Below are 22,559 nucleotides of genomic sequence, written 5' to 3' on the forward strand. Positions count from 1 at the left end.
CGCGTCAAACACGGAATCCGTATCATGGACACGCCCGAAATCCAGTCGTCGAGCCGCCTGCAACAGTCTTTCGCGCAGCTGCGCGACGGCCTGCAGCAGTGCATCATCGGTCAGCCGCATCTGGTTGACTGCCTGTTGGTGGCGCTGCTCGCCGACGGCCATTTGCTGGTCGAGGGCGCGCCCGGCCTGGCCAAGACCACTGCGGTGAAGGCGCTGGCCGCACGGATCGAGGCCGACTTTCATCGGGTTCAGTTCACCCCGGATCTGCTGCCGGCCGACCTCACCGGTACGGATGTGTTTCGACCGCAGACAGGCAGTTTCGAATTCGAGCGCGGCCCGCTGTTTCACAACATCATCTTGGCCGACGAGATCAATCGCGCACCGGCCAAGGTGCAGTCCGCCTTGCTCGAGGCGATGGGCGAGCAGCAGATCACCGTCGGCCGTCACACCCGGCAGTTGCCGGAACTGTTCATGGTGATGGCCACGCAGAATCCGATCGAGCAGGAGGGCACGTTCACCCTGCCTGAGGCCCAGCTCGATCGCTTCCTGATGCACGTGACCATCGGCTACCCGGATGCGGCGGCGGAGCTGGCCATCCTCAAGCTCGCTCGCGAACAGGCAAACCGGCGCGCCCATCCGGTGGCTGCCGCGCCGGCGTTGCTGGTTCAAGCGGACGTGTTTGCTGCGCGCGATGCCGCGATGGCAGTACATATGGCACCGGCGCTCGAGGAGTATCTGACCCAGCTGGTGCTGGCCACGCGCGACGCGGGTCGCTACGGGCCGGAGCTGAAGCGCTGGATCGCCTGGGGCGGAAGCCCTCGCGCCACCATTGCACTGGATCGTTGCTCACGGGCGCACGCATGGCTGCAGGGGCGCGATTACGTTCTGCCGGAGGACATCCATGCTATCGCCCACGAGGTGCTGCGTCATCGCGTGTTGCTGAGCTACGAAGCGGAAGCCGAGGGCGTGCGGCCTGATCAGGTGATCAGCCGCCTGCTGGATCTCGTGCCGCTGCCGTGAACGTCGTCGCTTCACGATCCGCCGCCGGCGATGGATGCAGCCAGGTTTCGCTGGGCGAGCTGATCGCCTTGCGTGCCCGGGTTGGCCGGGTGCGCATGGCGCCCTTGCTCAGTCGGGCAGCGCGCAGTGGCCAGCAGTCCAGCCGTCTATACGGCCGCGGCATGGATTACGCCGAGTCGCGCGTCTATCAGGCCGGCGACGATGTGCGCCGTCTCGACTGGCGGCTCACCGCGCGCAGCGGAAAGTTGCATACCAAGTTGTATCAGGAAGACCGCGAAGGCTGTCTGCTTGTTCTGCTGGATACGCATGCCAGCATGCGCTTCGGCACCCGGGTGCGCTTCAAGTCGGTGCAGGCTGCGCGCGCGGCGGCTGCGGCGGCCTGGTACGCCGTGCGCGCCGGAGAGCGCGTCGGCGTGATGGCGTTTGGCCATGCTGACCAGCTGGTGCGGCCGCAGGGCGGACCACGCGGAGCTTTGGCGGTATGCGGCGCGCTGGCTGAGTGGGATGCGGCGGCTTCCGCCGACCGCGTTGATCCCTTGTCCGACGCGTTGTCGCGCGCGGGCCGGGTGCTTCATGGTGCCAGCCGCGTGCTGCTGATCAGTGATGGCTTCAGCAGCGACGAAGCGGCCCGGAAACGTCTGCTTGATCTGGGGCGTCATGCTCAGGTCAGTGTGCTGGTGGTTGCCGATGTGCTGGAGCTGGCGTTGGCCCAGCCTGGCCGGTATCCGCTGGAGCATGACGGTGAGCGTTGCGACGTGATGCTGCAATCCGAGCGGCAGCGCGCTGACTTTCAGCGGGCCTTGGGTGCGGGCCCGGCACGACTGGGCGAGCTGGCCCAGTCGCTGGGTCTGCGCTGGGCCAGTGTGGATACCACGGTCGATGCGTTCGAGGCCGTGAGCAGCCTGCTTGGTTCGCGGAGGGGGCGGTGATGATCCAGCCGTCCGGTCCGCAACTGCGTGATATCCACCTGCCAGCCGATCCGGCATGGTGGCCACCGGCACCAGGTTGGTGGGCACTTGCCTTTCTTTTGCTGATGCTTCTGGCTCTTGCCGTGTGGTTGGTGCGGCGGTATCGGCGCGCGCTTCGGCAGCGACGCCAGGTGTTCGACGAACTGGATCGGATCACCCTGCGCCATGAGCGCGATGGGGACGCCGCCCAGCTGGTCATGGGCCTGCATCAGCTGCTGCGTCGGGTGGCGCGCCGACACGATGCGCAGGCGATCCGGCAGCGTGGTGAGGCATGGCGGCGCACGCTGTCGCGGGTGCCGCTTGATGCGTCCACGCTGGAGCAGTTGCTGGCGCTGGATCAGTGGCTCTATCGACCGCCGGCAGATTTCGATCAGGCCGGTGCGATCGCGGCCGTGCGCAGCTGGTTGCGCGTGGCATTGAAGCCAAGACGCTGGAAGCCGATGGCCGTGGAGCATGCCGATGCCTGAGTTTGCATGGCCCTGGGTCATCGTGCTGTTGCCGCTGCCCTGGCTCTTGCGGCGCTGGCTGCGTCCGGCCGCGCCCGGGCAGGCGCTGCACCTGCCGCAACCGGGCGTGCGATTGGCCAGTGTGGCCGGCACGCGCGCACGGGGGTTCACCTCGTGGCTGTTGGCCCTGGCGTGGATTTGTCTGCTTGCGGCGGCGGCGCGGCCGCAGTGGATCGGGCCACCCCAAGCACAGCAGCGCAGTGGTCGCGCGGTGATGCTGGCGGTGGACCTGTCCGGCAGCATGCGCACGGACGACATGCAGCTGGCGGGGCAACCGGTCAGTCGGTTTGGCGCGGTCGAGGCGATTGCGGGCGACTTCATCAGCCGCCGCAACGGCGACGAGATGGGCTTGATCCTGTTCGGCAGCCAGGCCTTTCTGGTCACGCCGCTGACCTACGATCTTTCTGCCGTTCGCGCGCAACTGCAGGGCGCGGCGGTGGGTCTGGCCGGTACGGAAACCGCGATCGGCGACGCCATTGCCGTTGCGGTCAAGCGGCTTTCCGCACTGCCTGAGCAGGCTCGCGTGCTGGTGCTGCTCACCGATGGCGTCAACAACGCCGGCAGCATTGCACCGCGTGAGGCCGCCCGGGCCGCGCAGGCGGCGGGCGTGCGCATCTACACCATCGGCATCGGCGCCACCCGGATGCGGATTCCCGGCTTCTTTGGCAGTCAAGTGGTGAATCCCTCGGCCGATCTCGACGCCGGCATGCTGACCGACATCGCCAAGCAAACCGGCGGTCGCTTCTTTCGCGCCACCGACAGTGCGGAACTGGCGGATGCCTATCGCGCGATCGATGCGCTGGAACCGATGCCCCAACACGGTCCGCCGCTGCGTCCGCGCCACGAATTGTTCCGATGGCCGCTGCTGGCCGCGATCACCCTGCTGTTGCTGGTGCTTCTGCCGCGTCGCCTTTCGCGTCTGGAGAGAAGCGCATGAACGACCTCGTGCACCTGTTCCACTTCCTGCGGCCATGGTGGTTGCTGGGACTGCTTGCGCTGCCGCTGATCGACTGGCTCGGCAGGGGGCGCGACCGTGGACAGGTCGCGCTGTCCCATCTGGTGGATCCAGCCTTGCTTCCGCATCTCCTGCGCGGGCGGGCCAGTACCAGCCGACTGCCGATGTGGCTGTTCCTGCTGGGCTGGACGTTGTGTGCACTGGCGCTGGCCGGGCCGACCTGGAGTCGCGTCGAGCAGCCGCTGTATGCCCGTCGGGCGCCGCAGGTGGTGGCGATTTCATTGTCGCAACAGATGTTGGCGCGCGACGTGGCGCCCAGCCGGATCGATCGGGCGCGCTACAAGGCGCGCGATCTGCTGCGGGCGAACCAGGACGGGCTCAATGCGCTGATCGGCTACGCCGGTGAGGCTTTCGTGGTGGCGCCGTTGACTGCCGATGCACACAGTCTCGATGATCTGCTCGACGCGATGGCGCCCGACACCATGCCGGTGGATGGCGACAACGCTGCGGCCGCGATCGATCGTGGCGTGGCATTGATCCATGATGGCAAGGCCGGCGGCGGTTCATTGGTGCTGATCACCAATCACGCTGATGGCGCAGCGCAGGCGGCGGCGCGAAAAGCATTGACCGCGGGGGTTCACGTGTCGGTGCTGGGCGTCGGTACGCCGACAGGCGGTCCGGTGCCGTCATCGGACGGAGGGTTCCTGCGCGATGCGGCAGGCAACGTGGTGCTGTCACGCCGGGACGATGCGTCGCTTGGCGCGCTGGCGGCGGCAGGCGGCGGTCGCTATGTGGTAATGAGCGCTGATCATTCCGACATTAGCGCCTTGCATGGCGAATTGCGCACTGCCAAGGCGACGCGTGCCGATGGACAGTCGGGCGATGAATGGCAGGACCGCGGTGCGTGGTTGTTGCTGCCCCTGTTGTTGATTGCAGCGCTCGCCTTCCGCCGCGGCTGGCTGCTGGTGGTTCCGCTGTTGGTACTGCCACTGTTCCCCGGCAAAGCTTCCGCTACCAGCTGGCAGGATCTGTGGCAACGGCCGGACCAGCAGGCGGCGCAAGCCTTGCGTCAGGGTGACGCGAAACGCGCGCAACAAGTCGCGCGCGATCCGGCGTGGCGGGGTGCGGCGGCCTATCGCGCGGGCGACTACAAGTCAGCCGCGCAATCTTTGCAACAAGTGCCTGGCAGCGACGGCGCCTATAACCTGGGCAATGCATTGGCCAGGCAGGGCGAATACAAGCAGGCCATCACCGCTTACGATGACGCGTTGAAGCGCGATCCCGCGAACGCGGATGCCAAGGCCAATCGCCAAGCTGTCGAGGACTGGATGCGCAAGCAACAGCAGCAGTCGCCGCAGGACCAGAAGGAACACGAAGGCCACGACGGCAAGAAAAACCAGTCGTCGCCGGGCGAGCAGGGCAAGGCTGGCAAGCAAGATGCGAAGGGCCAGCAACAGAACGGCAAGGGACAGGATCAGCCGTCCGAACAATCTGGCAAGGGCGACAAGCCGCAGGATGATTCCGGCAAATCCGAGTCGCCGCAAAACAAGGACGGCACGGACAACACCGACCAGGGCAAGCCGCAGAGCGCGCGGGAGCAGGCCGAACAGAAGGCGCAGGCCGAGCGGGCGCAGCAGGCGTTGAAGCAACAGATGGATGCGGCACTGGCAAAGCAGGCCGAGGACAAAAGCAAGGACACCCACCAACTGGGCGCCCTTGCCAAGGACGATCCACAGGCGAAGTTGCCGGCCGATCTGCGCCATGCGTTGCAGCGCGTGCCGGACGATCCGGGCGGATTGTTGCGGCGCAAGTTCCAGCTGGAGTACCAGCAGCGCCATGGCGGTGCAAACCATGAGGATGGAGAACCGTGACTGTTCGACAAATCATCAGTCGATGCCTGCTGGCGCTGTTCCTGCTGCCGATGCTGGCGCGCGCCGGCGACGTTTCCGCCACGCTGGATCGCAACAGCGTGCAGCTGGGCGAAACCGTGACACTGAATGTGCGTGTCAGCGGGCAGGGCATGAGCGTCTCCGAGCCTGATCTGGGTGCGTTGAATCAGGACTTCCAGATCCTTGGCACCTCGCAAAACAACAGTCTCAGCGTGGTCAATGGCAAGGCGAGTTCCGAGCTGACCTTCGGCATTGCGCTGCGCCCGCGTCACCTCGGCACACTGCAAATTCCCGCATTGAGCGTGGCTGGCGGGCAAACGGCGCCGCTGCAGCTTACGGTGACGGCGCCGGATCCCGACGCGGCGGCGGCCTCGCTGAAGGATGTCTTCATGGAGTCCGAGGTCCATCCCGCACAGGGTTACGTCGGTCAGCAGTTCACCTACGTCACGCGGCTTTATTACGCCAGCCGTATCGGCGGTGATGCACCGCAGCCGCCGCAGGTCGCCGGGGTGGAGTTCAGTCAGCTCGGCAAGGGTCTGAACTACGACGCTCAACGCGGCGGCCGCAGCTATCACGTACTTGAGCAGCGCTACGCCGTCGTCCCGCAACATGCCGGAAAAGTGGAACTTCCACCGGTGGATTTCCAGGGTCAGGCGGCCGATCCACGTGACCCTGACAGCTTCTTTGGTGCGACCGTGCCGGTCAGTGCCAGCGCGCCTGCACAAACGATTGATGTCAAGGCGACGCCGGCCGGCTTCAGTGGCAACGCATGGCTGCCGGCGCGCGAATTGAGCCTGAGTCTGGACGGTTGGCCGACCGCGCAGGACACCGCGCCAAGGGTGGGCCAGCCGCTCAACCTCACCATGAATCTGCAGGCCACCGGCCTGTCTTACGAGGCGCTGCCGGCGTTGAGCCTGCCGCTGCTGGATGGTGCCACCGTCTACCCGGACAAGCCGGTGACCGGCAATCGACAGGATGGCCAATGGATCACCGGCCGACGCCAGCAGTCCTTCGCGATCGTGCCCGGACGCGCAGGCACTTTGGTGATCCCCGCCACCACGCTGAAATGGTGGAATGTGGTGAGCGACCGGATGGAAGTGGCGGAGATTCCCGCGCACACGCTGACCGTGCTGCCGGCTGTCGGCGGCGCTGCCGCCACGCCTTCTTCACCCACATCGCCCGCGGTGAAGGCGGCGACCACTGACGACGCCGCGATCGCCGCCCCCGCGGCCGCCGCGACGATCCATACACCCTGGCGCTGGATCGCGCTGGCAAGTCTGGGCTTGTGGCTGTTGAGCCTGCTCGGCTGGTGGGGTTGGCGTCGTCGCCGCTCGCGCGGACCCGTCGTGTCGCCACCATCAGCCGGTGCGTCAGCACGCAGCAGCCAGCTTGCCTTTCTCGCCGCCGCACGGGGCAGCGATCCCGCAGCGCAGGCGCGCAGCCTGCTGGCCTGGGCGCGTGTCGAGCGACCGGCAATTCAAAACCTCGGCGAGTTGTCGGCCGCGCTGGACGACAGTTCGCAACGTGCGGCCATCGAAACGCTGCAACAACGCCACTACGCCGCGGTGTCGTCGGACCATGTCGGTCCGGGTCTGGTTCAGGCGTTCAAGCGCGGCTTCGTCTGGCGCGCCGCCACTGCCGACGGAACGACCGGACTGGAGCCGTTGTACCCGTTCAAGCTGCACTGAGGCAGCCGGGCCGAGCTAAGCGGTCAATGCCTGCTGGAATACCGCGCGCATGGACTCGCTGAAACAGCACATCGTGACGTCGATGTCATCTCTGCCGGCCAGTTCGTCATGCAACGTGGCCATCGCCACCGCGGCAGCTTGCGCGGCAGGATAGCCATACACGCCACAACTGATCGCCGGAAACGCGATGGTGCGCAGCCCGTGCTCGCGCAACAACTGCAGTGAGTGGCGATGGCAGCGCTCCAGCATGGCCGCCTCATCCTGGCTGCCGCCGTGCCAGACCGGGCCGACGGTATGGATCACGTAGCGCGCGGGCAGCGCGAAGCCCGGCGTGATGCGTGCCTCCCCGGTCGGGCAGCGCACTCCGGGCGCGGATTGGGGCAGCGCACGACAGGCGGCCAGCAGCTCCGGACCGGCCGCGCGATGAATCGCAGCGTCAATGCCGCCGCCACCGAGCAGGCCCGGGTTGGCGGCGTTGACGATGGCGTCGAGTGCCAGTCGCGTGATGTCGTCATGAACGACGTGTACAGGCATGGTTTCCCCCAAACGGATGGCTTGCCCTATGCTTCAGGCAGATATTCTGGCGTGCTGAGGTCGCAACGCATCATGGCAAAAACGGAAGACATTTCCTTTGGTTACCTGCTCAGCGACGTGACCTTGCTGTTCCGCAAGCACTTCGACCGCCGCGCGGTGAAATTCGGACTGACCCGCGCGCAGTGGCGTGCCACCAAGATGTTGTATCACCGCGAGGGGCTGCGGCAAAACGAGCTGGCCGAATTCCTGGAAATGGAGCCGATCGCGGTGGGTCGGGTGATCGATCGATTGCAGGCGGCGGGTTTTGTCGAGCGCCGGCCCGACCCGAAGGATCGCCGTGCATGGCGCCTGTATGTCACCGACCAGGCGAAAGTGATCGTGGGCGACATGGAGGTCATCGCCCAGGAGCTTCGCCGGGATGCCACCCGCGGCATCGATCACGATGAACTGAAAAAGGCGCTGGCCGTGATCAACCAGATCAAGGAAAACCTGCAGGCGCTGGAGCAGGGTGAAAACGCCACCCCTTGAGCATCTGTGCGGCTGACCAGTGCCATCAGTCGCGGTCATGGATGACCTCATGCACGGCATAGTGGTGGGTGTGACCGGTGCGGGGTCAACCGGCAACGGTCGTCCGCGTTGAAAGGTAGTTGCTGCAGCGCCAGTCGATGACTGCTTCGACCTGTGAAGCCATCCGCCTCATCGCATCCGGCAAGAAGATCGAGAACCCACCGCGCATGTCCTGGAAGAAAATAGTCCTCGTGCTGATCGCCTTGCTGGCGGTCGCTGCTGCCGTTCATTTTGGACGCGGCGCTGCTGACGATCCGGGGAAGAGTCATGCGGCCACGCCCGTGCCGGTGGAAGTGGCCAGCGTTACCCGCGGCGACATCGAGTTGTCATTGAAGCTGGTCGGGCGCGTCGAGGCATGGTCCACCGTGACCCTGCGCGCGCGGGTGGCGGGTCAATTGCAGTCGTTGTCGTTCAAGCCCGGCACGCTGGTGCGCAAGGGCAGCGTGCTTGCACAACTTGATCCGGCCCTGCTCAAGGCGCAGCTCGACCAGGCGCGCGGCACCGTGGCGCGTGACCAGGCGCTGCTGCAAAAAGCCGAGGCTGATCAGCGGCGCTATGCCGACATGCTGGGCAAGGGCTTCGTCTCGAAGGCCGATTACGATCTGTATCAGGCCAACCTGGCCGTGGCCAGGGCGAACCTGCAAAGTGATCGCGCCGCGCAGGAGCTGGCGCAGACGCAACTGGACTACACACGCATCCTTGCCCCGTTCGATGGCGTGGTCGGCGCACCCTTGGTGTATCCAGGGGCGCAGATCAGCGCCGACACCACCGACATCGTGCTGCTCAACCAGGTCGAGCCGGTGCGCGTGGCGTTCAACATTCCCGAAGACAGCCTGCCCGCGGTGCGCGATGCGCAAGGGCAGGGCGCGCTGGCCGTGCAGGCGACGATTTCGGGCGAGCATGCCGCGCCGCTGGCAGGCACGCTGGACTTCATCGACAACGCCGTCGATGCCAGTACCGGCACGATTGTGTTGAAGGCGCGTTTCGACAACGCCGATCATCGACTCACACCCGGCCAGTTCGTGCAGGTGAGTCTGCCCACCACGCGCCTGGCGAACGCGGTGAGCGTGCCGGTGCACGCGCTGCAAAGCTCCACTCAGGGCAACTTCGTGTTCGTGCTGGGCGCTGCCCACAAGGTGCAGCAGCGCTACGTCACCACCGGGCCGACCAGCGCCGGGCGCACGGTGATCGACAAGGGCCTGAACGGCGGCGAGCAGGTGGTGACCGAGGGCCAGATGTTGCTGGTCGACGGCAGTGCCGTCACCGTCAAGGGAAACTGAAGCGATGAACATCCCGGAGCTGTGCATCCGCCGACCGGTGATGACCACGCTGCTGATGACGGCGCTGCTGGTGTTCGGCATCGTCGCCTATCCGCAGTTGCCGGTGAACGAACTGCCGAACGTCGACTTTCCCACCATCAGCATCAGCGCCAGCCTGCCGGGCGCGTCGCCGGAAACGATGGCCTCTGCCGTGGCCACGCCGCTGGAAGGCAAGCTGTCGACGATCGCCGGGATCAGCTCGATGAGCTCGACCAGCGCGCTCGGTTCCACCTCGATCACCTTGAGCTTCGAGCTCGATCGCAACATCGACGCCGCCGCGCAGGACGTGCAGTCGGCGATCTCCTCGGCCTTGCGCCAGTTACCAAAGGAGATGACCACGCCGCCCACCTTCCGCAAGGTCAACCCGGCCGACGCGGCGATCCTGTATCTGGCAATGAGTTCGTCCACGCTGCCGCTGACCCAGGTCGATGAGTACGCCGAGACCGAACTGGCGCAGCAGCTGTCGATGATCGATGGCGTGGCCCAGGTCAACGTGTACGGTTCGCAGAAATACGCGGTGCGCATCAGCGTGGACCCGAACCGGCTGGCGGCCGCCGGCATCGGCATTGACCAGGTGCAGAACGCGATCGCCGACGCCAACGTCAACCAGTCCACCGGCTCGCTGTACGGTACGCGGCAGCAGTTGCCGATTCGCAGCGACGGCCAGCTGCAACGCGCGGCGGCCTATAACGACGTGGTGGTCGCTTGGCGCAACGGCGCGCCGGTGCACGTGGGTGACATCGGCCAGGCACGTGACAGCGTGCAGGATGACCAGCGCGCCAGCTTCTACAACGGCACGCGTGCGATCGTGCTGGCGATCCAGCGCCAGCCCGGCGCGAACACGGTGGCGACGGTGGACCGGATCAAGGCAGTGCTGCCGAGCTTCCGCACCAGCCTGCCGCCATCGGTGAAGCTGGAAACCCTGTACGACCGCTCGCAGTCGATCCGCGCCTCGGTCGACGACGTGCAGTTCACCCTGCTGCTGGCCGGTGCGCTGGTGGTGTTCGTGATCTACCTGTTCCTGGGCAATCTTTCGGCCACGTTGATCCCTGCCGTGGCGCTGCCGATTTCGGTGCTGGGCACGTTCGGCGTGATGTATGCGCTCGGCTACAGCCTGGACAATCTCTCGCTGCTGGCGTTGACCCTGGCGGTCGGTTTCGTGGTGGACGACGCGATCGTGATGCTGGAAAACATCGTGCGCCACATGGAGGCGGGCGTGCGACCGTACGAGGCGGCGCTGCAGGGTGCGCGTGAGGTGGGCTTCACCATCTTCTCGATGACGCTGTCGCTGATCGCCGTGTTCATCCCGGTGATGTTCATGGGCGGCATCGTGGGCCGGCTGTTCCACGAATTCGCGGTGGTGATCAGTGTGGCGATCCTGATCTCCGGCATCGTGGCGATCACGCTGACGCCGATGCTGTGCAGCCGCTTCGTCAAGTCACACGAACATGCGAAGAAGAACTGGCTGATCGGCGGCTTCGATCGCGGGTTCAGTGCGGTGCAGCGCGGCTACGCCAGCAGCCTGCGCTGGTGCATGGATCGTCCGCGGATGGTATTGGCGGGCTTTGCCTTGAGCCTGCTGGCGACCGGTTTGCTGTTCTACGTGACGCCGAAGGACTTCATCCCGGCCGGCGACAACGGTCAATTGCGCATCAACACCGAGGGCCCGCAGGACGTCTCCTTCGACGGCATGCTGGGGCGCCAGCAGCAACTGGTCGACATCGTGGCGAAGGATCCGAACATCGCCGGTTACATGTCCACCGTCGGTGCCGGTGGCGCGCGCGCCACCATCAACAACGGCTCGATCCTGCTGCTGCTGAAGCCGGCCGGCGAGCGCAGGCTCGATCCCGAAGGCATCATCCGCGAGTTGCGGCCGAAGCTGGCCACCGTGGCGGGCATCCGCAGCTATATCCAGAACCAGCCGGCGATCCAGATCGGCGGACGCCAGTCCAAGGCGCAGTATCAGTACACGCTGCAGTCGGTGAATCTCGATCAGTTGTACGAGTGGAGCGGCAAGGTCACCCGCGCCTTCGCCGCGCTGCCCGGCTTCGAGGACGTCACCAACGATCTGGATCTCAACAGTCCGTCGATCGTGGTCAAGGTGGACCGCGCGAAACTCGCACCGCTCGGCCTGACCATGGCGCAGGTGCAGACGGCGCTGGGCATCGGCTTCGGCGAGAACCAGATCTCCACCATCTACGGTTCCGCCACGCAGTACTGGGTGATCCTGCAGATCGAGCGCAAGTTGCAGAATGACCCCTCGGTGTTGTCGCAGCTGTATGTCACCTCCAGCAGCGGCAGCGTGGTGCCGCTCAGTGCGGTGGCCAGTTTCGATCGCGAGCCGCAGGCGTTGACGGTGAACCACCAGGGGCAGCTGCCGGCCGTCACGGTCTCGTTCAACCTCGCGTCGGGCGTTTCGCTCAGCGACGCGGTGGCCAGCATCAATGGCGCGATGAACTCGATGGGCCTGCCGGCCACCATCAGCGGCAGCGTGCAGGGCACGGCGCAGGCCTTCCAGCAATCGCTGCAGGGCATGGGCATGCTCTTGCTGCTGGCGGTGTTCGTGATCTATCTGGTGCTGGGCATCCTGTACGAGAGCTTCATCCACCCGCTGACGATCCTGTCCGGTTTGCCAGCGGCCGCGGTGGGCGCGTTGCTGACCCTGGTGATCTTCCATGCCTCGCTGGATCTGTTCGCCTTCGTCGGCATCGTGATGCTGATCGGCATCGTCAAGAAGAACGCGATCATGCTGATCGACTTCGCGCTGGAGCGGCAGCGCGTGGAGGGCATGGCGCCGGCGCAGGCGATCTTCGATGCCTGCCGCGTGCGTTTCCGTCCGATCATGATGACCAGCATGGCGGCGATGGCGGGCACCTTGCCGATTGCGCTCGGCATTGGCGCGGGAGCCGAGGTGCGTCGGTCGCTGGGTCTGGCGGTGGTCGGCGGGCTGGTCTTCTCGCAGATTCTCACCCTGTACCTCACGCCGGTGATCTACATCTACATGGATCGGCTGCAGCAACGCTTTGCACACCAGGCCCCGTCGAATGCCGCGGCATGGCCGGACGGTCGGGCCTGAGGCGTTCTTGTCGCATAATTCCGGGCATGAGTATCTCCCGGACAGAATTTCGCGGATCCACCACCGAGACGCCGCCGCTGTTCGCGGTGGTGCCCGCGGGCCTGTTTGGTCCGCTGGCCGGTGCCAACCGCGAGCGCTACTGGGAATTGTTGTGCCGTCTGTTTGACGAGTTCTTCGGCCCGGACGCGCCGTTGCCGCCCAGCATCGGTTTCCAGCGGCGCGAGATCACCGCCGCGATCGAGCGCTATTTGCTCACTGATGATCCATGGGTGAATGAAGACGCGGCGGATGAAGATGGCGATGCGCCCGCGGCGTCGCTGCAGGATCGCGCCAATGCCATCCACGAACGCTTCCGTTCCGCCGGCTGGCTGCGCCAGGAGCGCGTAGGCGCGCGCGAGATGGTCTCGATGATGCCGGTGGTAGCGCAACTGCTCTCCACCCTGGTCGAATTTGCCGAGCACGGCCCGACCTTTGTCTCGGCCAAGGTGCGTTCGATCGAGCTGCAGTTGCAGCAGGTGATCGAAGGCAAGGCGTTCGGCGATGCACTGGACGAGGCCGCCGATCAGGCGCGCCGATTGCTGGTCTCGCTGTCCTCGATGAGCCTGAAAGTGCGCGACCTGATGCCCGAGCTGAGTCGCGCGGAAACCACCGCGCAGTTTGCGCGGCAGTGGTTCGAGCGCTACGTCAGCAGCTTTTTCGTGGGTGACTACGCCGACCTGCACAAGGCCGACCATCCGCTGGCGCGACGCAGCGCGATCCTGTCGATGGCGCAGCAGGTCGAAAGCACGGCGCTGCACGAGACCATGCTTGGCTGGTATCGCGAGCACCTGACCGGCGGCGACGCCGAGCGCGCCGAGCTGCGCCTGCAGCGCAGCCTGCGGCGGTTGCACGAACTTGATCGCATCGATGAATACCTGGGGCGGCTGGACGACGACATCCGCCAGGCCAATCGTCGCGCGCTGGCGTTTCTCGACTACCGTCTGCGCGCACCGGCAAAGCTCGACGTGCTGCTGCGCCGCGCCTGCCGCGGCGTGTTGCAGGCGCCGGAAGACGCGCTGCGTCTGCCGGTGGCGCCGGGCACGCTGATGGACGATGTACAGCTGCGCCCGCCGCGCCGCAAGCCGCAGCCGATTCCGCGCAGCGCCAATGCCATGCAGCAGCCCACGCCCGAACAACTGGCACGGCTGAGCCTGCTGCGGCGAATGAAGCGCGCACGCCTGGTCACGCCCGAGGACATGGCCCGTTACGTCGCCCGTCATCTGCCACCCGAGGGGCGCATCGATTCCACCCAACTGGCGATCGCCTCGATCGAGGATCTGCGCGCGTACCAGACCCTGCTTACCCTCGCCCTGCGCAGTCGCCGCATCGGCGGCTTGCGCCGCGAGGATCCGCTCGGCCGGCTGTTGCGCGGCTTTCGTGTCGAGTTGCTGGACGCTGGCGAACCGGGCGACAACGGCTACCTGCGCGCGCCAAGCTTTGCCATCACACGACTTCGGAAAACCGCATGAAACGCAGCTGGAACACGCTCAGCCAGATGTCCAACGGGGTGCATGCCGTGCAGGATTTCGAGCGCGCGGCCTATCGTCTGGTGACCGAGCAGGTGCTCTACGCCAGCGACCGCAACGCGCGCACGGCCTATCACCTGATCGAGGATCACTTCGAGGACTATCTTGCCGCGCTGGCGCCGCTGGGCATTCGGCTGGAACGCAACGCGCATTATCGTTACGTCGTGGCGCTGCCCACGCATGGCGAGGGCACGCCCGTGACGCTGGACGAAACCTTGCTGCTGTTGATGTTGCGCCAGCGCTATGACGAGGCGATGCGCCAGGGACAGATCGAGGACCAGGGCGAGGTCGTGCTCGAACTGCCGGACTTGCAGGAGGCGTATCCGGCGCTGGCCGGTCGCGCCATGCCGGAAGTCGGCGCGCTGCGCATCCTGATTCGCGCGCTCAAGCGCTGGGGCGTGTGTCGTCTGGTCGAGACCGAAGGCGACGACCCGCAGCCGTTCCACCTGTGCGTGCGCCCGGCTATCGTCGAGATCGTCGGCGAGCAATGGCTGCAGCGGCTGGACCAGCACAACCGCGACGACGACATGTCTGACGAGGACGGCAACGACATCGACACGAATCTGGCGGAGGACGACGATGCAGCTGCTTGAGCGCGTGCACCTGGTGCAGTTCTTCCTGTTCGAAGCGCAGACCCTGACGCTGGATGCGACCAGCGCGATCATCGCGCCGAATGGCGCCGGCAAGAGCGCCTTGCTGGATGCGCTGCAGATCGTGCTGCTGGGCGGCGATCGCAGCCGCATCCGCTTCAACGCGCAAGCCGGCGGCAGCGCCCGTGCGCGCAGCATTCGGGATTACTGCCTGGGCGTGTTCCGCAGTGGTGAGGAAGGTCGCAAGCGGCGCACCGCCACCACCTACATCAGCCTGGTGTTCCGCGATCAGGACACGGGCGTGCCGTTGACTGCCGGCATCGCGCTGGGCGCCTCCGCCGACGAGCCGGATCACCGTCTGTACGGCCAGTACGTACTCCCCGGCGTGGCACTGGAGCTGGAAGATCACCTGGAGCGCAGCAAGGGACGCGAGTTGCCGCTGGAGTGGGCGGCATTCCGCGAACTGGCGGTGCGGCAGTGCCGCGACGCCGGCAGCAAGCTGGAGCTGCATCCGACCAGCGAGCGCTTCGTCAAGGACCTGCTGTTTCGCCTGCGCGCCGCGCCTACCGCGCATCCGGATGTCGCGGCCTATCGCAAGGCGTTCCAGAACGCGCTCAACCTGCAACGGGTCGAGGACGTGGACCTGTTCGTACGCACCCTGGTGGCCGAGGATCGACCCACCGACATCGCCCGTTTCCGCGGTTTGCTGGAATCGTTCCGCCAGCTGAAGGAGAAGATCGCCCAGGTGGTTGAGCGCATCGGCGCGGCTGAAGGCGTCGAGCAGCAATACGGCAAGATCGCCACCCAGGCCGCGCGGGCGGCTTCGTATCGGGCGCTTGCCGCCGAATACGCGCGCGATCTGCTGGCCGAGCAGGTCGACCAGGCCGAGAAGGCCGGCGAGGAGGCAGCCGACCAACTGGCCAATACGCGGCGCGCCCTGCAGGTGGCCACCGTCGAACAGCAGTCGGCCGAGGATGCGCACCAGCAGGCCAGCGCGCGCCTGCAGGGCAGCCAGGGCTATGGCGAGCAGGCCCAGATCGACGAGCTGGCCGGGCGCGATCACAACGATCTGGCCCGGCTGAAAAAGGAGTTGCTGCGCGAGATCCATGCCGTGCGCGAGTCGTTTCTGACGTTGGGCAAGCTCGGCCTGCCCAACGTGGACGCCGCCGCACTGAATCACGCCCAAGGCGCATGGCAGGGCTGGTACGACACCCTGGCCGGGTTGCCTGATGACGCGGATTTGCCGTGGGATGCCGCCTCGCTGCACGCGCAGGCCCGGCAGGTGCTGGCGGCGGCGCGGCCGTTGATCGATGCCGCGGACGGTCACGCGCGGCAACTGCATGTCGCCTTCGACAATGCCCAGGCCCGGCTGCATGCGGCGCGCCAGAACCAGAAGCGGCTGGCCGCGGGGCAGGCCGAGTTGAATGCGGACGCGGTGCGGCTGATGAGCTACCTGCGCGACGAGGGCATCGAGGCGCAGCCGGTCTGCGATCTGGTGCAGGTAAAGGATGTGGCGTGGCAGCCGGTGATCGAGGCCTACCTGCGCAGCAACGTCGAAGCCTTGTTGATTGGCGCCGCCGACGAAGAGCGCGCCACCAGGTTGTATCGCTCGCTGCAAGGTGGTCGCAGCGTCTACGGCGTAAAGCTGGCGCTGAGCAGCCAGGCGCGCAGCAGTCGCGGCGCCGAGCGGCCCGCCGCAGGCAGCGTGGCCGCCTTGCTCGATGGCGACAACGCCGATGCACTCGCCTTCCTGCGTCGCCAGCTCGGCGAGTTGCGTTGCGTGGAGACCGAGGCCGAGCTGATCCGCAGCCGCCAGGGTTTGACCCGTGACGGCCTGCTGGCCAAGGGCGGCAGCATCGAACGGCTGCGCCTGCCGGCCGCGGCGGAGCTCAAGATCGGCGCCACCGACAATCGCGCGCGCCAACGCGTGTTGCGCGAAGACATCGAGGTCGCCGAGCGCGACGTGCGCCAGCTCGAGCCGGAACTGCGCCGCGCCGAAGCCTGCCAGCGCGGGCTGGCACGATTGAGCGATCCCGACGAACCGGCGCAGTTGCTGCACGATCGCGTGCTGGAACATCGCCAGATCGCCCAGCGTTATCGCGCGGTACTGGACGATCGCGAAGCCGCGCTCAACCCTGATTTGCTGCGTCTGGCCGAACAGGTGCGTGAGCTGCATGAGCGCATGCTCGAATGGCGCAAGAAGGGCAATCGACTGATCGGCGAAGAGGCGCTGGCGGCACGTGCGGTCGACGACGCCGTACGTCTGCTCGACGGCTTGCGTGCGCAGGAGGCGATCGTGGCGCAGCGCGCCGTCGAGGCCTTCCGCGATGACGACGTCGACAACGCGCGCGTCGAGCGCCAGCGCGATGAGCTCGATGCGAAATTCCCCGAGCTGGAAGAGCGTGGCAAACGCTGCGCCGAGCGTGCCGGAGAAAGCGATGCCCGCCTGCGCAGCCTGCTGCCCGAAGCCTGGAGCGGATTGGCGCAGTATGCGAAGGACTATGGCGTGACAGTCGAATTCATGTCCGACCAATGGCGTCCGGCGCGCGCATTGCTGCAGAAAGAGCTGCGCTATCTGCGCGACACCGAACTGGCCAACTACCAGGGCGAGGCCGATCAGGCCTATGGCACCGCGGTGGAAACCTTTCGCGCCAACGTCGCCTCGACCCTGTACGACAACTTCAGCAAGCTCAAGTACCAGATCAACACGCTCAACCGCACCTTGCGCGGCAGTCCGGCGTTTTCCAACAACGAGCGCTACCAGTTCCATTACGAGGTGGCGCCGGAGTACCGCGAGCTGCATCGCTTCATCCAGCGTGCGGCCGACGTCGGCGGCGAAGACAATCTGTTCGGCAGTGCCGGCGAAGTACCGTCGGCCTTCCGTGAACTGATCGAGGACAACGCCACCACCCGCGGCAACGCCTCGCCGCTGGACGACTACCGCCGGTTCTTCCGGTTCGAAGTGCAGATCCGTCAGGACGAACGCGTGGTCGGCACGCTCAGTGAGCGCATGCGCTCCGGCTCCGGCGGTGAGCACCGCGCACCCTTGTACGTGATTGCCGGTGCCGCGCTGGCAGCGGCGTACGGCAAGAGTGACGCGTATCCCGGCGGCATCGGCCTGATCCTGCTGGACGAATTCGGCGACAAGATCGACGCGCAGAATGCCCGTGCCGTTGTCGACTATCTGCGCTCGCTCGGCCTGCAACTGGTGCTGGCTGCACCGGATACCGCGCAAGGCACCTTGAGTGGCGTACTGGAAAGCTATATCGAATTGTTCCGCGACGGCGACCTGCTGCAGGCCGAACGCATCGAGGTCAAATCGGCGGCGCGCGAGCTGCTGCTCAGCGACCAGTTCGACCTGCACCCGGAGCTGCTAGTCGACGAGGCCGCGCACATCGCCCGCGAGCAATCGATCCCATGAGTGAGGCCAGGGCCATGCTCGAACGCCTGCTGCGTCGCGCCGAAAGCGCGCGTTTGCGCGGTGCCGACGAACACGTCTCGCTGCCGATGGGCAGTGCCGCCGAGTACACCGCCTTGCGTTCGCTGATCGAACTGGAAACCTTTCACGCCGCCGTGATACTGGCCGAGCGCGACGGCGCGATCAGCGCGCAGCGCGAGGCCCGCAGCGGTGACGGCTCACGGCTGTTGCGGCTGACCGTGGTGGATCCCGGCGCGCTGGCCCGGCATCTTGGCGTGCCCTTGCTGGGCCAGCGCGTGGCCGAGGCCGAACAGCAGCTGGATGCGTGGTCCTCGCGCTTTCCGGTCATGGCCGAGGTGCTCGATGCCTGGCGAAGCGGGCGCAAGGTGCGCGGCTGCGGTAGCGAAGCCGCCGCCGACCTGGCCTGTGCGGCGATTGCCGTTTCCGCGCGTGCTGACGATGCCGGCCACGAGCGCATCCTGCGTCGCGAGAGCGTGCGGCTGTTCGGCGACAGCAAGCGGCTGGAGAAACTGACCACCTGGCTGGATCTGCTGGTCACCGGTGAGCTGGCCGCCAGCGGCCTGGCGAAGGACGAGGTGTGGTCCGCGATCGGCCTGCGCCGCGAGCCGCAACCGATGCTGCTGGCGGGTCCCGGTTCGGTGGAACTGGCCGACGCCACCTTGCCGCTGGTGCGGCCCTATCTGGGTTTGCCGGTCGAATCGGTGCGCGCGGTGGCGACCCCGGCGCGCTGCCTGCTGAGCATCGAGAACCTGGCCAGCTTCCACGACGCGGCACGCGCCCCCGGTGCCGAATCGGTCCTGCTGCTGTACACCGGCGGCATGCCCTCGCCGGCGTGGCGCGCCGCCTACGCCAGCATTCTGTCTAGCCTGCCGGCGACAACGCCGGTTTATCATTGGGGCGATATCGACGAGGGCGGTTTCCGCATCGCCGCGGTGCTGGCTACCACGGCCCTGACCTCGCGACGCCTTCTGCAGGCATGGATGATGTCGCCGGCCGACATTCCTCACCACATCGCGAAACGTGCCAGGACACCGGTGCCATCTTCACTCGCCGCGATGACGCGCTGGGCCGTGCGTTCAGGCTGGGACGAACTCGCCGCCCAGTTGCAGGCTCAACCGCTGCAACTGGAGCAGGAATCGCTGGATCCGCTGCTGCCCGGCTGAGTCGCTCGGGCGCTCGAGTGCATGACGCGGGCACGTGCACGGCAACCTTGCGCCGCTTGGGTTAGGGTCGCTGCACCCGTCAACGGAGCCGCGCCATGTCACGCATCACGACTTTCGCCACAGCCGCGTTTTTCCTGCTCGCCAGTGCCGGCTGTGCCGTCCGCGCTGACGAGTCTGCCCAGCTCGATGCCGCCGCGCTGCAGGCGCGTGCCGCCAAGCCGTGGGACAAGGCCAGCCTGATGCACACCACGGTGCCTTTCGGCAGCTATCACGGCGTACCCGTGGTGGCCGATCATCCGTGCTCGGATGTCTGTCCGCAATACACCGTGCGCATCATCCACTACCAGCTCCCGGCAGATGCGTCGTGCGCCAGCGTGGGAGGCGTGGAAAAGCAGGTACTGGTGCCGATCGCGATTGCGGTACGAATGAAGGCGTTCTGCATTCCCGAGCCGCTGGTGGCCTCGGGGGCGTATTACGCGAAATAAGTCCATCGCGGCCCCCTCCTGCGGCGGTGCAGGCAGGGGCCGCCTGTCGGGCTTACTCGCCGGCGCCGTCGTTCGCGAACGCCCCAGCGGCCGAGCCGAAGTCGCCGTTGGCCTGCGCGGCCATGTAGGAGAACGCGGCGTAGACGGCCACGTTCTGCGCCAGTTCGGCCGGATCGATCTTGTCCAGCGTGTCGTTGGCGGTGTGGTGCCAGTCGAAATACTTGGTGCCGTCCTGGGTCAATGACAACGCGGCCATGCCCTTGGCATGCATCCGCGACAGATCCGAGCCGCCGCCGCCCGGGCGGCTGGCGTCATAGGCCACGCCGACCGGCGCCAGCACCTTGGCGATCTGGCCGATCGCGTCGCGCGCCTCGGGTTTCACGCTGGCGCTCATGCGCCAGATCCTGCCGGCGCCGAAGTCGGACTCGGTGCCGAGCTGGAACTTCGCCACTTCGCCGGCGTGTTTCTCGGCATAGGCGCGACCACCCCACAGACCCATTTCCTCGTTGGCGAACGCGATCACCCGGATCGTGCGGTCGGGCCGTTGCGGCAGGTCGCGGATCAGCTTGCCCGCGGCCATCGCGATCGCCACGCCGGCGCCGTCGTCGATCGCGCCGGTGCCCGGATCCCATGAATCCAGGTGACCGCCGATCGCCACCACCTGGTCGGGATGCTTGCGCCCGGTGATTTCGCCGATCACGTTGGCGCCGGTGTATTCGCCGACCACGCCGCAGTTCAGGTCGAGCTTGATGGTGACCGGTTTGCCGTACGCCAGTACGCGTTCCAGTTGATCGGCGTCGGGATTGGACAGGGCGGCGGCCGGGATCGCCTTGGCCGGGTCCTCGAAGCCGGTGACGCCGGTATGCGCAATGCGCTGGTGCGCGTCGGTGCCGGCCGAGCGCAGCAGGTAGCCGGCGGCGCCCTTGGTCTGGGCGATCACGGCACCCGCGGTACGCACGGCAGAGCCCATGCCGTAGCCGTGGCCGTCTTTCGCACGCTCCATGCGGTAGCCGACGTAGACGATCTTGCCCTTGATGCTGGCCGGATCGGCCGCCTTCAGGGCAGCCAGGGTGTCGAACTTCACCACTTCGGCAGTCAGTCCGCCTTTCGGCGTGCCGGCCGAATAGCCCAGCGCGGTCAACACCAGCGGCTGGGAAAACGGAGCCACGATGGCACCGTGTTCGCTGCGTCGTACCCATAGCGGGTACGTCACCGCCTCGGTATAGACCTTGTCGTAGCCCAGTGCCTTGAACTTGGCCACGGCCCAATCGCGGGCGCGCTGGTCCGCTTCGCTGCCGGCCATGCGCGGGCCGACCTCGGTGGTCAGTGATGCGGTGATGCGGTACGCGGTGTCGTCGTGCATCGCCTTGTCACGCAACTGTTCAGCCGTCTTTACGGCTGCAGCGGGAATCGTGGTGTTGGCAGCGCTGGCGATGCCGCTGGCCAGCAACAGACTGGCGGCGAGCAGGGTAAGGGGGAGACGGCGCATCGGGGAACTCCGCGGAGGAAACCCCGATTATGGCGGCGTCGTCAGGTGGCGCTTAGGCCAGAAGTCATGGGTCATGCCGCGCCAGCCTCGCGGGGCGGCGCCGGCCGCCCCGCGGAAAGACGGTGTTACGGTTTGTTCTTCAGCAAGTCGCGGATCTCGGTGAGCAGCGCCACGTCGGCTGGCGGTGCGGCAGGGGCCGCTTCCTGCTTGCGGCTGAGGCGGTTGATCGCCTTCACCACCATGAAGATCGCGAACGCGATGATGATGAACTGGATCAGGGTGTTGATGAAGGCGCCATACTGGATGGCGACCTCGGCGATCTTGTGCGCCGGGTCGGTGTTGTCAGCCGGTTTCAGAACCCATTTCAGTTTGCTGAAATCGACGCCGCCGGTGAGCAGGCCGATCGGCGGCATGATGATCTGGTCAACCAGAGAGGTCACGATCTTGCCAAAGGCTCCGCCGATGACCACGCCCACGGCCAGATCGATCACGTTGCCACGCATGGCAAAAGCTTTGAATTCGCCGATCATGCTCATTGTTGATGCTCCATTGGAAGGCCGGTTGGCTTGGCAAATGTAGCGCAACAAAGGGCGGAAGATCCTGCGGATGATCAGCCGACGCGACCATCCAGTTCTGCCACCCCGACCAGCTCGGCGTGGAAGCGGTCGCCGCGCCCCAGTGCCGCGACTCCCGCGGGCGTGCCAGTGAAGATCAGGTCGCCGGCTTTCAGCTCGAACAAGCGGGAAAGCGCAGCGATGATATGCGGCACGTCGTGCACCATCTCGCCGAGGCACGCCTGTTGGCGCAGCTCACCGTTCACCTCGAGCCGCAATTCGGCGTCGGCAGCGAGGGTGACTTCACTGGCACGACGCAAGGCGGACACCGGCGCGGAATGGTCAAACGCCTTGGCCACGTCCCACGGGTGGCCTTTGGCCTTGGCCTGCGCCTGCAGGTCGCGTCGGGTCAAATCCAGCCCCACGCCGTAGCCGAAAATCAGTGCCTGGGCCTGTTCCGGAGCGATGCTGCTGCCCCCTGCGGCAAGCGCCACGACCATTTCGACCTCATGATGCAGCTCTGCCGTGGCCGAGGGGTAAGGCACGTCGGCGCCGTCGGCCACAACGGCATCGGACGGCTTGCAAAAAAACATCGGCGCGGACTTGTCCACGCTGGCGCCCATTTCCCGGGCGTGCTCGGCGTAATTGCGGCCGATGCAGAACACCCGGCGGACCGGGAAGCGCAGGTCGGAACCGATGATCGGCAGGCTGGGCGTGGCGGGTGGGTCGATGGCGTAGGTCATCTTCGTAGC

General features: G+C 66.4%; 18 protein-coding genes. 14 read left to right on the top strand and 4 right to left on the bottom strand.

Annotation, left to right across the window (positions count from 1 at the left end):
- Nucleotides 1–24 precede the first annotated feature (24 nt).
- From ACVWWQ_RS07830 to ACVWWQ_RS07855, 6 genes are read left to right on the top strand one after another with little or no spacing between them, the layout of a single operon-like run.
- Nucleotides 25–1,020 carry an AAA family ATPase gene (locus tag ACVWWQ_RS07830; RefSeq protein ID WP_133948299.1) on the top strand — a complete coding sequence of 332 codons (996 nt, stop codon included), beginning with the start codon at nucleotides 25–27 and terminating at the stop codon, nucleotides 1,018–1,020.
- Nucleotides 1,017–1,949: a DUF58 domain-containing protein gene (locus tag ACVWWQ_RS07835; RefSeq protein ID WP_133948297.1), complete on the top strand. Its 933-nt coding sequence runs from the start codon at nucleotides 1,017–1,019 to the stop codon at nucleotides 1,947–1,949. The genes ACVWWQ_RS07830 and ACVWWQ_RS07835 overlap by 4 nt, the downstream gene beginning before the upstream one ends.
- Entirely contained in the window at nucleotides 1,949–2,455 is a 507-nt protein-coding gene (locus ACVWWQ_RS07840; RefSeq protein WP_133948295.1) for a DUF4381 domain-containing protein, read from the top strand. The genes ACVWWQ_RS07835 and ACVWWQ_RS07840 overlap by 1 nt, the downstream gene beginning before the upstream one ends.
- Nucleotides 2,448–3,431 (top strand): VWA domain-containing protein, encoded by a 984-nt coding sequence (locus ACVWWQ_RS07845; protein WP_133948293.1) that lies wholly within the window; start codon nucleotides 2,448–2,450, stop codon nucleotides 3,429–3,431. The genes ACVWWQ_RS07840 and ACVWWQ_RS07845 overlap by 8 nt, the downstream gene beginning before the upstream one ends.
- On the top strand, nucleotides 3,428–5,320 hold the full coding sequence (locus ACVWWQ_RS07850; protein ID WP_133948291.1) for a tetratricopeptide repeat protein: 1,893 nt from the start codon (nucleotides 3,428–3,430) through the stop codon (nucleotides 5,318–5,320). Before ACVWWQ_RS07845 ends, ACVWWQ_RS07850 begins: the two co-directional genes overlap by 4 nt.
- Nucleotides 5,317–7,026: a BatD family protein gene (locus ACVWWQ_RS07855; RefSeq protein ID WP_133948289.1), complete on the top strand. Its 1,710-nt coding sequence runs from the start codon at nucleotides 5,317–5,319 to the stop codon at nucleotides 7,024–7,026. The genes ACVWWQ_RS07850 and ACVWWQ_RS07855 overlap by 4 nt, the downstream gene beginning before the upstream one ends.
- Before the next feature lie 15 nt (nucleotides 7,027–7,041).
- On the opposite strand, the gene ACVWWQ_RS07860 is transcribed toward ACVWWQ_RS07855, so the two are convergent.
- Nucleotides 7,042–7,560, bottom strand: coding sequence for an O-acetyl-ADP-ribose deacetylase (locus ACVWWQ_RS07860; RefSeq protein ID WP_133948287.1), 519 nt, complete (start codon nucleotides 7,558–7,560; stop codon nucleotides 7,042–7,044).
- Nucleotides 7,561–7,632: 72 nt separating this feature from the next.
- Between ACVWWQ_RS07860 and ACVWWQ_RS07865 the strand changes: the two genes are divergently transcribed.
- The 8 genes from ACVWWQ_RS07865 (at nucleotide 7,633) to ACVWWQ_RS07900 (ending at nucleotide 19,764) form a co-directional block, all read left to right on the top strand.
- The gene (locus ACVWWQ_RS07865; RefSeq protein ID WP_099652735.1) at nucleotides 7,633–8,088 is read left to right on the top strand and encodes a MarR family transcriptional regulator; all 456 of its coding nucleotides are present in this window, start codon (nucleotides 7,633–7,635) and stop codon (nucleotides 8,086–8,088) included.
- A gap of 206 nt (nucleotides 8,089–8,294) precedes the next feature.
- Entirely contained in the window at nucleotides 8,295–9,407 is a 1,113-nt protein-coding gene (locus ACVWWQ_RS07870; protein ID WP_133949325.1) for an efflux RND transporter periplasmic adaptor subunit, read from the top strand.
- A gap of 4 nt (nucleotides 9,408–9,411) precedes the next feature.
- Nucleotides 9,412–12,522, top strand: coding sequence for an efflux RND transporter permease subunit (locus ACVWWQ_RS07875; protein ID WP_133948285.1), 3,111 nt, complete (start codon nucleotides 9,412–9,414; stop codon nucleotides 12,520–12,522).
- Nucleotides 12,523–12,548: 26 nt separating this feature from the next.
- Nucleotides 12,549–14,030 (top strand): Wadjet anti-phage system protein JetA family protein, encoded by a 1,482-nt coding sequence (locus ACVWWQ_RS07880; protein WP_133948283.1) that lies wholly within the window; start codon nucleotides 12,549–12,551, stop codon nucleotides 14,028–14,030.
- Nucleotides 14,027–14,680: a DUF4194 domain-containing protein gene (locus ACVWWQ_RS07885; RefSeq protein WP_133948281.1), complete on the top strand. Its 654-nt coding sequence runs from the start codon at nucleotides 14,027–14,029 to the stop codon at nucleotides 14,678–14,680. Before ACVWWQ_RS07880 ends, ACVWWQ_RS07885 begins: the two co-directional genes overlap by 4 nt.
- On the top strand, nucleotides 14,667–18,098 hold the full coding sequence (locus ACVWWQ_RS07890; RefSeq protein ID WP_133948278.1) for an SbcC/MukB-like Walker B domain-containing protein: 3,432 nt from the start codon (nucleotides 14,667–14,669) through the stop codon (nucleotides 18,096–18,098). The genes ACVWWQ_RS07885 and ACVWWQ_RS07890 overlap by 14 nt, the downstream gene beginning before the upstream one ends.
- Complete coding sequence (locus ACVWWQ_RS07895; protein WP_133948277.1) at nucleotides 18,095–19,279, top strand: Wadjet anti-phage system protein JetD domain-containing protein; 1,185 nt, start codon at nucleotides 18,095–18,097, stop codon at nucleotides 19,277–19,279. The genes ACVWWQ_RS07890 and ACVWWQ_RS07895 overlap by 4 nt, the downstream gene beginning before the upstream one ends.
- Nucleotides 19,280–19,374: 95 nt before the next feature.
- On the top strand, nucleotides 19,375–19,764 hold the full coding sequence (locus ACVWWQ_RS07900) for a hypothetical protein (RefSeq protein ID WP_133948275.1): 390 nt from the start codon (nucleotides 19,375–19,377) through the stop codon (nucleotides 19,762–19,764).
- A gap of 52 nt (nucleotides 19,765–19,816) precedes the next feature.
- Here ACVWWQ_RS07900 and ACVWWQ_RS07905 read toward each other — a convergent pair whose 3' ends face one another.
- The 3 genes from ACVWWQ_RS07905 to ACVWWQ_RS07915 all read right to left on the bottom strand — a co-directional run bounded on the left by ACVWWQ_RS07905 (nucleotide 19,817) and on the right by ACVWWQ_RS07915 (nucleotide 22,550).
- The gene (locus ACVWWQ_RS07905; protein WP_133948273.1) at nucleotides 19,817–21,253 is read right to left on the bottom strand and encodes a M20/M25/M40 family metallo-hydrolase; all 1,437 of its coding nucleotides are present in this window, start codon (nucleotides 21,251–21,253) and stop codon (nucleotides 19,817–19,819) included.
- A 125-nt stretch (nucleotides 21,254–21,378) separates the two neighbouring features.
- Nucleotides 21,379–21,789, bottom strand: coding sequence for a large-conductance mechanosensitive channel protein MscL (mscL, locus tag ACVWWQ_RS07910; protein WP_099652727.1), 411 nt, complete (start codon nucleotides 21,787–21,789; stop codon nucleotides 21,379–21,381).
- A 74-nt stretch (nucleotides 21,790–21,863) separates the two neighbouring features.
- A complete protein-coding gene (locus ACVWWQ_RS07915; RefSeq protein ID WP_133948271.1) occupies nucleotides 21,864–22,550 on the bottom strand; it encodes a fumarylacetoacetate hydrolase family protein in 687 nt (228 codons plus the stop codon).
- Nucleotides 22,551–22,559: the final 9 nt, after the last annotated feature.

The sequence above is a fragment of the Rhodanobacter sp. TND4EL1 genome (assembly GCF_054061035.1).

Bases quoted from the DNA above. Each gene is read 5' to 3' on its own strand.
- ACVWWQ_RS07885 (WP_133948281.1), top strand. From the start codon at position 14,027: ATGAAACGCAGCTGGAACACGCTCAGCCAGATGTCCAACGGGGTGCAT.
- ACVWWQ_RS07895 (WP_133948277.1), top strand. From the start codon at position 18,095: ATGAGTGAGGCCAGGGCCATGCTCGAACGCCTGCTGCGTCGCGCCGAA.
- ACVWWQ_RS07850 (WP_133948291.1), top strand. From the start codon at position 3,428: ATGAACGACCTCGTGCACCTGTTCCACTTCCTGCGGCCATGGTGGTTG.
- ACVWWQ_RS07860 (WP_133948287.1), bottom strand. From the start codon at position 7,560: ATGCCTGTACACGTCGTTCATGACGACATCACGCGACTGGCACTCGAC.
- ACVWWQ_RS07915 (WP_133948271.1), bottom strand. From the start codon at position 22,550: ATGACCTACGCCATCGACCCACCCGCCACGCCCAGCCTGCCGATCATC.
- ACVWWQ_RS07890 (WP_133948278.1), top strand. From the start codon at position 14,667: ATGCAGCTGCTTGAGCGCGTGCACCTGGTGCAGTTCTTCCTGTTCGAA.
- ACVWWQ_RS07870 (WP_133949325.1), top strand. From the start codon at position 8,295: ATGTCCTGGAAGAAAATAGTCCTCGTGCTGATCGCCTTGCTGGCGGTC.
- ACVWWQ_RS07900 (WP_133948275.1), top strand. From the start codon at position 19,375: ATGTCACGCATCACGACTTTCGCCACAGCCGCGTTTTTCCTGCTCGCC.
- ACVWWQ_RS07845 (WP_133948293.1), top strand. From the start codon at position 2,448: ATGCCTGAGTTTGCATGGCCCTGGGTCATCGTGCTGTTGCCGCTGCCC.
- ACVWWQ_RS07880 (WP_133948283.1), top strand. From the start codon at position 12,549: ATGAGTATCTCCCGGACAGAATTTCGCGGATCCACCACCGAGACGCCG.
- ACVWWQ_RS07865 (WP_099652735.1), top strand. From the start codon at position 7,633: ATGGCAAAAACGGAAGACATTTCCTTTGGTTACCTGCTCAGCGACGTG.
- ACVWWQ_RS07830 (WP_133948299.1), top strand. From the start codon at position 25: ATGGACACGCCCGAAATCCAGTCGTCGAGCCGCCTGCAACAGTCTTTC.
- ACVWWQ_RS07905 (WP_133948273.1), bottom strand. From the start codon at position 21,253: ATGCGCCGTCTCCCCCTTACCCTGCTCGCCGCCAGTCTGTTGCTGGCC.
- mscL (WP_099652727.1), bottom strand. From the start codon at position 21,789: ATGAGCATGATCGGCGAATTCAAAGCTTTTGCCATGCGTGGCAACGTG.
- ACVWWQ_RS07875 (WP_133948285.1), top strand. From the start codon at position 9,412: ATGAACATCCCGGAGCTGTGCATCCGCCGACCGGTGATGACCACGCTG.
- ACVWWQ_RS07840 (WP_133948295.1), top strand. From the start codon at position 1,949: ATGATCCAGCCGTCCGGTCCGCAACTGCGTGATATCCACCTGCCAGCC.